The 13250-nt window shown below is 55.4% G+C and carries 11 protein-coding genes; 4 read left to right on the plus strand and 7 right to left on the minus strand.

What is annotated here, in order from left to right; translation table 11 throughout:
- Nucleotides 1-22 precede the first annotated feature (22 nt).
- The 4 genes from thyA to rppH all read right to left on the minus strand — a co-directional run bounded on the left by thyA (nucleotide 23) and on the right by rppH (nucleotide 4682).
- Nucleotides 23-817 carry a thymidylate synthase gene (gene thyA / locus LBF07_RS06965; protein ID WP_014885081.1) on the minus strand — a complete coding sequence of 265 codons (795 nt, stop codon included), beginning with the start codon at nucleotides 815-817 and terminating at the stop codon, nucleotides 23-25.
- Nucleotides 818-823: 6 nt separating this feature from the next.
- Complete coding sequence (gene lgt / locus LBF07_RS06970; protein WP_023309046.1) at nucleotides 824-1699, minus strand: prolipoprotein diacylglyceryl transferase; 876 nt, start codon at nucleotides 1697-1699, stop codon at nucleotides 824-826.
- A gap of 193 nt (nucleotides 1700-1892) precedes the next feature.
- Nucleotides 1893-4139, minus strand: coding sequence for a phosphoenolpyruvate--protein phosphotransferase (gene ptsP / locus LBF07_RS06975; RefSeq protein WP_094934837.1), 2247 nt, complete (start codon nucleotides 4137-4139; stop codon nucleotides 1893-1895).
- 12 nt (nucleotides 4140-4151) lie between these two features.
- Nucleotides 4152-4682: an RNA pyrophosphohydrolase gene (gene rppH / locus LBF07_RS06980; protein ID WP_013098553.1), complete on the minus strand. Its 531-nt coding sequence runs from the start codon at nucleotides 4680-4682 to the stop codon at nucleotides 4152-4154.
- A 683-nt stretch (nucleotides 4683-5365) separates the two neighbouring features.
- Between rppH and mutH the strand changes: the two genes are divergently transcribed.
- The 3 genes from mutH (at nucleotide 5366) to LBF07_RS06995 (ending at nucleotide 7577) form a co-directional block, all read left to right on the plus strand.
- A complete protein-coding gene (gene mutH / locus LBF07_RS06985; RefSeq protein ID WP_033146444.1) occupies nucleotides 5366-6058 on the plus strand; it encodes a DNA mismatch repair endonuclease MutH in 693 nt (230 codons plus the stop codon).
- Nucleotides 6059-6186: 128 nt separating this feature from the next.
- Nucleotides 6187-6405 carry a YgdI/YgdR family lipoprotein gene (locus LBF07_RS06990; protein ID WP_008499668.1) on the plus strand — a complete coding sequence of 73 codons (219 nt, stop codon included), beginning with the start codon at nucleotides 6187-6189 and terminating at the stop codon, nucleotides 6403-6405.
- Between the two features lie 131 nt (nucleotides 6406-6536).
- Nucleotides 6537-7577 (plus strand): NADP(H)-dependent aldo-keto reductase, encoded by a 1041-nt coding sequence (locus LBF07_RS06995; RefSeq protein ID WP_038417288.1) that lies wholly within the window; start codon nucleotides 6537-6539, stop codon nucleotides 7575-7577.
- A gap of 93 nt (nucleotides 7578-7670) precedes the next feature.
- Here the strand turns inward: LBF07_RS06995 and lplT are convergent, their stop codons facing one another.
- Both lplT and aas read right to left on the minus strand, forming a co-directional pair.
- Nucleotides 7671-8864 carry a lysophospholipid transporter LplT gene (lplT, locus tag LBF07_RS07000; RefSeq protein WP_045888656.1) on the minus strand — a complete coding sequence of 398 codons (1194 nt, stop codon included), beginning with the start codon at nucleotides 8862-8864 and terminating at the stop codon, nucleotides 7671-7673.
- Nucleotides 8857-11016, minus strand: a complete 2160-nt coding sequence (gene aas / locus LBF07_RS07005) for a bifunctional acyl-ACP--phospholipid O-acyltransferase/long-chain-fatty-acid--ACP ligase (protein ID WP_087823251.1) — start codon at nucleotides 11014-11016, stop codon at nucleotides 8857-8859. Before aas ends, lplT begins: the two co-directional genes overlap by 8 nt.
- Nucleotides 11017-11639: 623 nt before the next feature.
- Here aas and galR point away from each other — a divergent pair.
- On the plus strand, nucleotides 11640-12656 hold the full coding sequence (galR, locus tag LBF07_RS07010; RefSeq protein ID WP_023309052.1) for an HTH-type transcriptional regulator GalR: 1017 nt from the start codon (nucleotides 11640-11642) through the stop codon (nucleotides 12654-12656).
- Here galR and LBF07_RS07015 read toward each other — a convergent pair.
- Complete coding sequence (locus LBF07_RS07015) at nucleotides 12617-13093, minus strand: GNAT family N-acetyltransferase (RefSeq protein WP_064673566.1); 477 nt, start codon at nucleotides 13091-13093, stop codon at nucleotides 12617-12619. The two genes, galR and LBF07_RS07015, sit on opposite strands and share 40 nt — an antisense overlap.
- Between the last annotated feature and the right edge of the window lie 157 nt (nucleotides 13094-13250).

Raw genomic sequence — 13250 nt, forward strand, 5'->3', positions numbered from 1 at the left:
GGTTGTGTCACGCTTTATCGCATCAGATAGCGACAGGCGCTTTGATGCCCGGATGCGGGTCATAGCCCTCAATCTCGAAATCATCAAAGCGATAGTCGAAGATTGATGCCGGTTTGCGTTTGATAATCAGCTTCGGCAGCGCACGCGGTTCGCGGGTCAGCTGGAGATGCGTCTGTTCCATATGGTTGCTGTAAAGATGGGTGTCCCCACCGGTCCAGACAAAATCACCCACTTCCAGGTCGCACTGCTGCGCCATCATGTGGACCAACAGCGCATAGCTGGCAATGTTAAACGGCAGGCCGAGGAACACGTCACAGGAGCGCTGGTAGAGCTGGCAGGAGAGCTTGCCGTCAGCGACATAGAACTGGAAGAACGCGTGGCAAGGTGCCAGCGCCATTTTATCCAGCTCGCCGACGTTCCAGGCGGAAACGATGATTCGGCGCGAGTCCGGATCGTTTTTCAGCTGGTTCATCACGGTGGTGATCTGGTCAATATGGCGGCCATCAGGCGTTGGCCAGGCGCGCCACTGCTTGCCGTAAACCGGGCCCAGGTTGCCGTTTTCGTCTGCCCACTCGTCCCAGATTGAGACGTTATTTTCGTGCAGATACGCAACGTTGGTATCGCCTTGCAGGAACCAGAGCAGTTCATGAATGATCGAGCGCAGATGGCAGCGCTTTGTCGTCACCAGTGGGAAGCCTTCTTGCAGGTTGAAGCGCATCTGGTGGCCAAAAATGGAGAGCGTACCGGTGCCGGTGCGGTCGTTTTTCGGCGTGCCCTCGTCGAGCACTTTTTTCATCAATTCAAGATACTGTTTCATGGTTCCTCAGGAAATTTGTTGCTGTGGACGACGACGATACGCCCAAATCATCATAATGGCACCCGCGACAATCATCGGAATGGAGAGGATCTGCCCCATGCTGATGTACTGTACCCATTCGCCGGTAAACTGTGCGTCTGGCTGACGGAAGAACTCGACGATAATACGGAATGCGCCGTAGCCAATCAGGAACAGGCCGGAGACAGCACCCATCGGGCGCGGTTTGCGGATAAACAGGTTGAGGATGATAAACAGCACCACGCCTTCCAGCGCCAGCTCATAAAGCTGAGACATATGGCGCGGCAGAACGCCGTAGGTATCGAAAATGGACTGCCACTCCGGGTGTGATGGCAGCAACGCGATATCTTCTGCGCGAGAGCCCGGGAAGAGCATCGTGTACGGCACGCTCGGGTCGACGCGGCCCCACAGCTCACCGTTGATAAAGTTACCCAGACGGCCAGCGCCCAGCCCAAACGGGATCAGCGGTGCGATAAAATCTGAAACCTGGAAGAAGTTGCGTTTGGTGCGTTTGGCAAAAATCACCATCACCAGGATCACCCCAATCAGGCCGCCGTGGAAGGACATGCCGCCGTCCCACACGCGGAACAGATAGAGCGGATCGTTCAGGAATACCGGGAAGTTATAGAACAGCACATACCCAATACGGCCACCGAGGAACACGCCGAGGAAGCCCGCATAGAGCAGGTTTTCAACTTCGTTTTTCGTCCAGCCGCTGCCCGGACGACTGGCGCGACGGCCAGCGAGCCACATGGCAAAAATGAAGCCCACCAGGTACATCAGACCGTACCAGTGAAGCGAAACAGGTCCTACTGAGAAAATGACCGGATCAAATTCCGGAAAATGCAGATAACCACTGTTCATCTGTCACCACAAGATGTTGTTATTCCGCTGAAAGTGGACAGCGGTAGAAATGCGATTCTGCCGTAAGCAGAGGCTCCAAAGTTGCGAATCATAGCACAAGGCGGGCGTGGAGGATGCGCCAGAGATGTAAAAGATGTGTATAGGGTTTTATGCGCGCTGGAGCCCTCCCCCACAGGGAGAGGGCGAAAGATGATTAGCGGCCGCCGCGGATCAGGCCGCCCATACCGCGTCGTTCCATAAACGCCGCGACCTGATGACGAACCTCAGCGGCCAGCTGCGCGTCAAGGCTGCGTTCAGCCAGCTCGCGGGCATCATTGATGTCGATATGTCGCAGCAGGTACTTCACGCGAGCAACAGCGCGACCGTTCATCGACAGATGGCGGTATCCCAGACCAATCAGGATCGCAACGCACATTGAATCCCCGGCCATTTCACCGCACAGGCGTAAATCAATGCCGTACTGTTCCGCTTCACGGGCAATCATCGCTAACGCGCGAATGATCGCCGGATGCAGGCTGTCGTAGATACTGGCGACGCGGGTATTGTTACGATCGACGGCCAGAATATATTGCGTCAGGTCGTTCGTGCCGACAGAGATAAAATCAACACGGTTTGCCAGCTGCGGCAGCATAAAGACCATAGACGGCACTTCAAGCATCACCCCGATCCGCGGTTTCGGGATCGCATAGCCGATCATCTCTTCCACTTCACGGCCTGCACGCTCGATCAGTCGCCTGGACTCGTCGATCTCATCAATGCTGGTGACCATCGGGAGTAAGATGCTGAGATTGCCCGTCGCCGCGTTGGCGCGCAGCATCGCACGCACCTGGATCAGGAAGATCTCCGGCTGATCGAGCGTAATGCGGATCCCACGCCAGCCCAGGCACGGGTTTTCTTCGCTGATCGGCATATAGGGCAGCTGTTTATCCGCGCCGACATCCAGGGTTCGCAGGGTGACAGGTTTGTCGTTAAACATCTGCAGCATCCCCTGATACTGCGCCACCTGCTCCTCTTCGGAGGGGAAACCGCTCTGCAGCATGAACGGGATTTCAGTACGGTACAGGCCAATACCGTCGATGCGGCTGCCAAGCTTTTCTTCATGCTCAGGGCTTAAACCGGCGTTGAGCATGACTTTGATCCGCTCACCGCTCTTAAGCTGTGCGGGCAGGTTAACGTCATCTTCCGCCAGCTTGCTTAATTCATTCTCTTCGCTGACAAGACGCTGGTATTCCTGGAGCAGAACCGGCTCAGGATCGACCAGCAGCTCACCGCGATAGCCGTCCACTACCAGCGTACGGCGGTGCAGTACCGACGGCTGGATATCCGCGCCCATAACGGTTGGAATACCCAGCGCGCGCACCATAATGGCGGCATGCGAGTTGGCGGCGCCATCGCGCACCACCACACCGGCCAGCCTGTCCTGAGGCAGTTCAGCCAGCGTCGTTGCCGAGAGCTCATCGGCGACCAGAACAAACCGTTTTGGCCAGGCATTCGGCCCCTGAATGGTGTCATCAAGATGGAACAGCAGACGCTGTCCCAGGGCGCGGAGATCGCCAGCCCGTTCTTTCAGGTAACCGTCGGTCAATGCCGCAAATTGGTCGGCAAATTTTTCGATGACCTTCTTAACCGCCCACTCTGCGACCGAGCCTTTATCCACTTCCGCAAACAGCTCACGACGCAGACGCGCGTCGGAGAGCAGGTGCGAATAGAGGTCGAAGATGGCCGCCGTCTCTTTTTGTGCACCTGCGGCAAAGCGCTTGCTGTAACGACGAAATTCATTCGCCGCCTCTTCCAGCGCGGCGGTAAGACGCTCGCGCTCAAGCGCTTCATCTAGCGTTGAGGCTTCGTAAACCTGCTCCATCAGCGGCAGCGTGGCGTCCATCCAGCCTTCCGCAATCGCTACGCCTGGCGATGCCGGAAGGGCACGAATGCGCGTATGGCGATATTGACCAAAGAGCGCGGCAAGCTGGGACTGGGAGAGGATCGCCGCCATCTGAGTGGCCAGAGTGACGAGGAAAGACTCTTCGCTTTCATCGTACTGACGTAGCTCGCGCTGCTGGACAACCAGCACGCCGAGCAGCTGGCGACGCTGGATAATCGGCACGCCAAGAAAAGCGCGGAAGCGCTCTTCTTTTACGGAAGGGATGTATTTAAAGCTGGGGTGTTTTTGCGCGTCAGCAAGGTTGATGGGTTCAGCCAGCCGCCCAACCAGGCCCACGATACCTTCATCAAATGCGAGCGTGACGGTGCGTCCACGTGGTTTTTTCAAACCACGGGTCGCCATCAGGTAATAGCAGCGCCGATCGTGGTCGGCCAGATACACCGAACAGACCTCGGTCTCCATCGCAAGACAGATGTCAGTGACCAGAATATTCAGCGCCTCGTTCAGACGCGGAGCACTGGCCACCTTCTCGACTATTTCTCGCAAGCGGGTGAGCATGATTTGCGTAGCTTAACCTCTTTTACGTCGCCAGGCAGGTGCGCTCTGCGGCTTAGGCGGGATCTCCTGAAGCTGCATTACCACACTTGCAAACTCTTTCATCACCCTACGGTAAACATCGCGTTTAAATGACACGACCTGACGAACAGGATACCAATAGCTCACCCAGCGCCAGCCATCGAACTCCGGCGTACTGCTGGTTTGCATATTGATGTCTGAATCGTTGCCCACCAACTGCAACAGAAACCACTTCTGTTTCTGGCCGATACAAACCGGCTTTGTGTCCCAACGCACCAAACGTTTCGGTAACTTGTAACGCAACCAGTTGCGGGTCGAAGCCAGGATGCGAACATCTTTTCGGCTTAAACCGACCTCTTCAAAAAGCTCCCGGTACATCGCTTGTTCTGGGGACTCTCCCGGATTGATCCCGCCTTGCGGGAACTGCCAGGAGTGCTGACCATATCGCCGGGCCCACATTACCTGGCCCTGACGATTACAAATTACTATTCCTACGTTCGGGCGGTAGCCATCGTCATCAATCACCGGACTACCCCAAACTAAACCTTATATATGAATGATTGTTTCACACTACAGGGAGGCGGTAAACCACTCTCTTACAGGGCTGCAACCTAATAACATTTGAATAACTCACAAATAAGTGCTGAGTTATAAACAGATGAGAGGTGGTGAAGGGAATTTTATTCACCTTTTCTGTGGATATAGTTGTGAAGAAGTGTCTGATTACCGATGAACAACCTCAAACGATGCAGTCTCCCCTTTTTCATCTTAATTAGATAATGCATTTATTTTCAAATAGTTAAATGTATTTCCATGAGCACAAAACAGAATATCGTGACGATCATCACATCAGGGATCGTCATGCTGATGAAAGATCGAACAGCGTCGGTTTTATCCACAGATTGTGCCAATAAGTTAGTCACAATTTGTTTGAAAATTCGATTTTCATCGCACGTCAAGGCTGTAAATTGAAACAGTAGTCAGGGTTATGCCCAGTTATCCCATTTTTCTGTGGATAACATGGTGTAAGATCCTGTTCATTGTCAGTGACCAGATTTGAACAACCGGTTTTCTGAGTCTGGCAAAACGATTTCAAACTAATAAAAAAACATATAAATCATAGACATGGAATATTGGTACAGAAATAGTTAAACTCTATCCACAGGGGACAATTTCTTAGTTTATTTTTTAATCAAAAGGTTACCTTCATGCATCCGCTTACACCCTTGCTCTCACCGCCATCCAGCGAAGGTCAGTTGCTACAGCAGGCACGGCGTCTTGCAGGCTTTTCGCTTGGCGAGCTGGCGGCAATGGCAGGGCTTCAGATCCCGAAGGATCTGAAACGGGATAAAGGCTGGATCGGCATGCTGCTTGAGCTGTGGCTGGGTGCCAGCGCAGGAAGCAAACCCGAGCAGGATTTTGCAGCGCTTGGCGTGGAGTTAAAAACCATCCCGATAGACAGCCAGGGCAAGCCTCTTGAGACCACCTTCGTCTGCGTTGCGCCACTAACCGGCAACACCGGCGTGACGTGGGAAACCAGCCACGTTCGCCACAAGCTGAAGCGCGTGTTGTGGGTACCGGTCGAAGGTGAACGTCAGATCCCCCTGGCTGACCGTCGCGTTGGCGCGCCGCTGCTTTGGAGTCCTAACGACGATGAGGAGCAACAGCTGCGTCTGGACTGGGAGGAGCTGATGGACATGATTGTGCTTGGGCAGGTAGAGCGCATCACCGCCCGACACGGAGAAGTTTTACAATTGCGCCCGAAAGCGGCCAACAGCAAAGCACTTACCGAGGCAATCGGCGCGAAAGGTGAGCCGATACTGACGTTACCGCGCGGTTTTTATCTCAAAAAGAATTTCACCGGCGCACTCCTTGCCCGTCATTTTCTGTTAAAAACATAGTTTTTTACTTATTTTGCGAGCTCTCAAACATAATCGACTGCTTTTTAAGATTTTACCGCTTCCTCAAGTCGCCATATCGGGTTAATACTAGATTATGATTTGATACGCGCCAGATGAGGACGATAACGATGAAAAAATGGGCAGTGTTAGTTTCAGCAGTCGGTTTAGCGTTTGCCGTATCGGGCTGTAGCAGCGATTACGTCATGGCGACAAAAGATGGTCGAATGATCCTGACCGACGGCAAACCCGAAGTCGACGATGATACCGGTCTGGTCAGCTACCGCGACCAGGAAGGCAATAAAATGCAGATCAATCGCGACGAAGTATCGCAAATTATCGAGCGATAAACAGATAAAGGTCAGTAGCTTGCTGGCCTTTTTGATTTTTTTCTTCCCCTTTTGCTTCCCCTCTGCCATGTTTATATTCCTTTGTCGGGCACGCCCTGACGCGGTCTATAAGTCTACTGAGGAAGCCGGCTATGCATTATCACCGTATCCCCCACAGCGCTCTGGAAATTAGCCAACTGGGGTTGGGCACGATGACATTTGGTGAACAAAACAGCGAAGCCGATGCCCATGCACAACTCGATTACGCCGTCAGCCAGGGGATTAACCTGATTGATGTTGCAGAGATGTACCCTGTTCCGCCACGTCCGGAAACGCAGGGACTTACCGAAACCTACGTCGGTAACTGGCTGGCAAAACATGGCAACCGTGAAAAGCTGGTGATTGCCTCAAAAGTCAGTGGCCCCGCGCGCAACAACGATACCGGGATCCGCCCGAATCAGATCCTCGATCGCAAGAATATCCGTGCCGCACTGGACGCCAGCCTGAAGCGCCTGCAAACCGACTATCTCGACCTGTATCAGGTGCACTGGCCGCAGCGTCCAACCAACTGCTTTGGTAAGCTCGGCTACAGCTGGAATGAGAGCGCCCCCGCCGTAACGCTGCTGGAAACGCTGGAAGCGCTGACCGAGTGCCAGCGCGCGGGAAAAATCCGCTACATTGGCGTCTCTAACGAAACGGCCTTTGGCGTAATGCGCTATCTGCATCTGGCGGATAAACACGATCTGCCGCGTATCGTTACCATCCAGAATCCGTACAGCCTGCTTAACCGTAGCTATGAAGTGGGTCTGGCCGAAGTGACGCAATATGAAGAAGTGGAACTGCTCGCCTATTCCTGTCTCGGCTTTGGCACGCTCACGGGGAAATACCTGAACGGCGCGAAACCGGCCGGGGCGAGAAATACCCTCTTTAGCCGCTTTACCCGCTACAGCGGCGAGCAGACGCAGAAAGCCGTTGCCGCCTATGTGGATATCGCAAAGCGTCACGGTCTTGACCCTGCACAGATGGCGCTGGCCTTCGTGCGTCGTCAGCCGTTTGTTGCCAGCACCCTGCTGGGCGCAACCACGATGGAACAGCTGAAAACCAATATTGAGAGCTTCCATCTGAACCTGAGTGAAGAGGTGTTAGCGGAGATTGAAGCGGTGCATCAGGTTTATACGTATCCTGCGCCGTAATAAAAGCAAAACGGCAACGCAGGTTGCCGTTTTTAGGGTTTGCTCCCTCTCCCTGTGGGAGAGGGCCGGGGTGAGGGCATCAGGCCGCACTTATCAGCGCCGACGTTGCCAGACCCACAATCCCGCAATCGCCAGCGCAAACAGCCCACCAAACCCGACGCCAATCCCCACCACCGGCACACCCACTTTTACCGCCAGCGAGTAGAGCCCCAGCATTAACAGCATCGCCAGGTTTTCACCCAGGTTTTGTACCGCGATGGCATTCCCCGCCCCGACGGTCTGTTTGCCACGTTCCTGCAGTAACGCGTTCAGCGGCACCACGAAGAAACCGCCCAGAATACCAATCAGGATCAGGAGGACATACGCAGGCAATAATGCATGCTGCAGCGAGAAAATAAGCACTACGACGCCAATCAGGATCCCTGCAGGCATGCAGCGTGCTACCGTCTCGAGCGTCACCAGCTTCGCCGCCGCGCCGGCCCCCACCACAATGCCGATGGCCACCATCGCGTTAAGATAGGTCGGCGTCGCGTTGTCGGTAATCCCCAGCGCCACCGGCACCCACAGCACCAGCAGGAAGCGCAGCGTGACGCCCGCGCCCCAGAACATGCTGGTCCCCATCAGTGAGAAACGCGTTTCACCGTTACGCCACAGCACGCGACAGGCGGTAAAGAAACTGCCGGTCATCGGTTTAAAGCGCCAGGATTGCCCCGGGCGAGCCACCGGCAGTTTGGGAATAAACAGGTTCGCCACAACCGCCCCGCCATACACCACCGCGCAGATGCCCAGTGCCGCCAGGACATGCCAGTCGGCCAGTACGCCGCCCGCGACGGATCCGAGCAGGATTGCGGCAATGGTTGACGACTCCATCAGGCCGTTGGCTTTCACCAGCTTATCGCCCGTGGTCAGCTCTCCGAGAATGCCATACTTCGCCGGGGAGTAGGCGGCAGCGCCGATGCCCACCAGCGTGTAGCCAATAAACGGGTTGAAGCCAAAGCAAATGCTGGCGGCACCCAGCAGCTTGAGGCCGTTGGCAAACATCATCACCCGGCCTTTCGGGAAACTGTCCGCCACCTGCCCGACGAACGGAGCAAAGATAATGTAAGCGCCCACAAACACCATCTGCAGGATCGGCTGGCTCCAGTCGGGGTAAAACTCGGCTTTCAGCAGCGCCAGCGTGGCAAACAACAGCGCGTTATCACCGAACGCAGAGAGAAACTGCGCGGCGATGACGGCCATCATGCCTTTCGACCTGAGCGATGTGTTAGTGTGTACTGACTCACGCATTTTGCTGTTCCGCCTCTTCAACCATGCCTTTCAGGGTCACGAAATCGGGCTTCCCGCTACCCAGCACCGGGAGTTGCTTCAGGTAGCGAATATCGCGCGGCACCGCCAGTTCAGGAATACCGTGTTCACGCGCATAGCTTAGTAACCTGTCGCGCTTAAGCTCAGCGTCGGTCGTAAACAGCACCAGCGCCTCGCCTTTGCTGGCATCGCTCTTTACTACCGTCGCATGCATCTTATCCGCGGACACGGCCGTCGCCAGTTGCTCAACCATTTCCAGCGAGACCATTTCACCGGCGATTTTGGCGAAGCGCTTCGCGCGTCCCTGAATCTGTACAAAGCCTTGTTCATCAAAACGGACAATATCACCGGTGTCGTACCAGCCGGTTTCAACCTCGCCGTTGACGTTTTCAGCCGTCGGCACCTCAAGCACGCCTGGGTTTTCCACGCGCAGATAACCGTTCATCACGTTTGGCCCTTTCAGCTGCAGACGGCCACCGTCTTCAATGCCCGGCACGGCCAGCAGACGCGCGTCCATCCCCGGCAGAATTCGGCCCACCGTGCCCGGTTTCGCCGCCATCGGTACGTTAATCGAGACCACGGGAGCACACTCGGTAACGCCATAGCCTTCGAGAATGCGCAGGCCAAACTTGTCCTGCCAGATCTGACGCGTGCTCTCCTGCAGTTTTTCCGCACCGGCCACCACATACCGCACGCGATAGAAGTCATACGGATTGGCGAAGCGCGCGTAGTTGCCGAGGAACGTTGAAGTGCCGAACAGGACGGTGCAGTTACGGTCATACACCAGCTCCGGCACAATGCGATAATGCAGCGGACTTGGGTAGAGGAACACTTCTGCGCCGGTCAGCAGCGGCGTAAACAGCCCCACCGTCAGGCCAAAGGAGTGGAACAGCGGCAGCGCCGACATAAAACGGTCATTCGCGGTAAAGTCGGCAATGCTTTTGATCTGCTCAACGTTCGCCAGAATGCTCTTGTGGCTGTGGACAACGCCTTTCGGGTTGCCCTCCGATCCCGACGTGAAGAGGATAATCGCGTCATCTTCCGGCTGCTGTTTGACCTGCGCCAGACGCGGCATCAGCAGGTGAGCAAAAATCCACAGCTTGTCGCCGGTGGTTACGTCCGCTTTCAGATCCTCCAGGAAGACCCAGCGCACCTGGGTGAGCTGCTCGGGAAGATGCCAGAGCTTGCCTTTGTCCAGGAACTGACGAGAGGTAAAAACGGTATTAATCTGGGCAGCGGTGATGGCGCTGGTCAGCCCTTTCACCCCCGCCGTGTAGTTCATCATTGCCGGGATGCGCCCCCGGGAAACCGCACCAAAAATCACCGCCGCGCTGATGCCCGAGTTAGGCAGCATCAGGCCAATCTTTTCGCCCTTCTTGCTGTACTTCTCCAGAATACGGCCCACAAACAGGGTCTTGGTCAGCAGCTTGCGATAGGTATCCGGGGTAAAGTTGATGTCTTCGATGCAGTTTTTCTTCGCGCCATAGCGGTGCTGCGCGGAAAGCAGGGACTCGTACAGCGTTTCGCGCGGGCGCACGGCCATGCGCGCTTCCATCATAATCTGATGCAGCATTTCCCCGGCGATTTTACGGCGATCGCGGGCACGCGGCGCGTCCGGCATTGGTAACGACGTGGGCGGCAGAATATGCAGCGTGATTTTTGGGAACAGGCGCTGCTTCACCAGCCCCTTCAGGCGGCTGAAATGGGTCAGTTCTGCGCCTTCAATGCGCAACGGCACCACGGTCGCTTTTGATTTCGCCGCGACAAACCCCGCGCCGTCGTAGATTTTCATCAGCGAACCGGTCACTGAAATACGCCCTTCCGGGAAAATAACCACCGGACGCCCCTGCTCAACCAGACGCACCAGATGCTTAATCATCATCGGCTTTGTCGGGTCGAGCGGCACAAAATCAATCAGCGGCGTGAGCCAGCGCATGTACCACTGCTGGCTGATAGAGGTATAGACCGCAAACACCGGGCGCACGGGTAAAAATAGCGCCAGCAGAATGCCGTCTATAAAGGAAACATGATTTGGCGTGATGAGAACGCGTTCGCCGCGAAGCGCCTGGGCATCGCCAGTGACGCGGATGCGAAAAAGAATACGGAAGAGTGTACGGAAGAACCCAAATAGCATCTCAACTCCCTTTGCCAGCCAGTGTGGAGGGTTGATAGTAAATGGTGGCAGATTACACGAGAAGTGATACGGGAGCGACAGCAAAAGTGGAGGCGAAAAAAAACCTGCGCATCCGCGCAGGTTGGTGCAAGAGATGAGTACGAAACCGTACTAAGAATTCTCACCAATCAATACCTCTGGGATCTTGATTGTGGCTGTTCGCCCTGCGCTTCGCCAGCAGGAAAACGCAAGGGAATGAGCCTAAGTGCAACCAGGTGTGAATATTCTCTGTTGCTGTTACAGATTGAACTATCAGGCAAAAAAAACCTGCGTAAAAACGCAGGTTGGTGTAAAGCGTGTTAATCAACCGGAGTTGATTCCACCTATCAATACCTCTGGGACTTTGACTGTATCAACCTCTTTGACCACCTCGCCATTGGCCAATCGCAACAGCCTGACGCAAAGTGTAACCAAAGGTTCAGATTGACATTCTTCAGACATGAATGCGCGTGTAACGATTACACTACCAGGGTTGTCCTGCGTCACGTTTGCGGTGCGCGGAAATCCGCTCCCCTTGAATGCGCGCCGCTTTTCCGCAACACTATTTGGTGTGTAAACGCTTACCCCCAATAAGAAGGTAATGAATGGCGACAATAAAGGATGTGGCCCGTCTGGCAGGTGTGTCTGTGGCAACCGTCTCTCGCGTGATTAACGACTCCCCAAAAGCCAGTGACGCATCGCGCCAGGCGGTACAAACCGCCATGGAATCCCTGAATTATCATCCCAATGCCAATGCCCGCGCGCTTGCCCAGCAGTCCACCGAAACCATTGGGCTGGTAGTGGGTGATGTTTCCGACCCCTTTTTCGGTGCCATGGTGAAAGCGGTTGAACAGGTCTCTTATCAGACAGGCAATTTTTTGCTGATCGGCAACGGCTATCATAATGAGCAAAAAGAACGCCAGGCCATCGAGCAGCTGATCCGCCACCGCTGCGCGGCGCTGGTGGTTCACGCCAAAATGATCCCGGATGCCGAACTGATTCACCTGATGAAGCAGATGCCCGGAATGGTGATCATCAACCGCATTATTCCCGGGTTTGAAAAACGCTGTGTGGCCCTCGACGACCGCTACGGTGCCTGGCTTGCGACCCGTCATCTGATTCAACAGGGCCATACCCGGATTGGCTATCTCTGTTCCAATCACCCGATTTCTGATGCGGAAGACCGCCTGCAGGGCTACTACGACGCTCTGCGCGAAAACGGCCTGCCGTGTAATGACCGTCTGGTGGCCTACGGTGAACCGGATGAGAGCGGCGGTGAACAGGCCATGACCGAGCTGCTCGGTCGCGGACGAAATTTCACGGCGGTTGCCAGCTATAACGACTCGATGGCCGCAGGGGCAATGGGGGTGCTGAATGACAACGGGATTGAGGTACCGGCAGAAATTTCGCTGATTGGCTTCGATGACGTGCTGGTCTCTCGCTACGTGCGCCCGCGTCTGACCACCGTGCGCTACCCGATTATCACCATGGCAACGCAGGCCGCCGAGCTGGCGCTAGCGCTGGCTGAACAGCGCCAGCCGCCGGATATTACGCATCTGTTTAGCCCGACGCTGGTTCGCCGTCACTCCGTTGCTTCACCTGCGGAAGCGCAGAGCGAATAGCGATAGAGGTGAACCCGCGTGTTGGGGTATTCCAGCCCATCACCGATATACTGCCAGCCGTAACGTTCGTAGAAGTCGCGGCAGGCAGACCAGAGGTGCAGTTCTTCATATCCCGCCTGCGCGGCCCAGGTAATAACGTGCTGCTGTAGCTTTCCTGCCAGCCCCTTGCCTCGCGCCGCGTCGTCAACGTAGAGCGCCGCCAGCCACGGAAAGAGATCCTGACGGGTGATCAAATCGCAGCGCCAGAGCCCTACCGTACCAACAAGCTGTTCGTCTTCTACGGCGATAAAGGTCAGCGGTAATGCTCCCGGCGTCTGGCTGTGCTCAATAATGCTGTGGAAAAATTCCCGAGAAAGCCCTTCGCCAAAGGCCTGCCAGAGCCAGTCGGTGACCTGCTCCGCATAGTGCGGTGCCTGGTAAAGCGGGAGGATGGCTATGTTTTTCACGTTTCACCTGCGTTTTCTCATGTATTTGCTGGCCTGTCGCCCCAGCTCGGTTCGGCGATTATTTTACCAGAGTCAGACTATTTAGTTTTACTTCACGCAGGCCAGACGAATCGTGACCAAAAAGCGTGATCGTGGCAGAAGTTTTGCG

It is taken from the genome of Enterobacter cloacae complex sp. ECL352 (genome assembly GCF_020149545.1).
Classification (GTDB): domain Bacteria; phylum Pseudomonadota; class Gammaproteobacteria; order Enterobacterales; family Enterobacteriaceae; genus Enterobacter; species Enterobacter asburiae_B.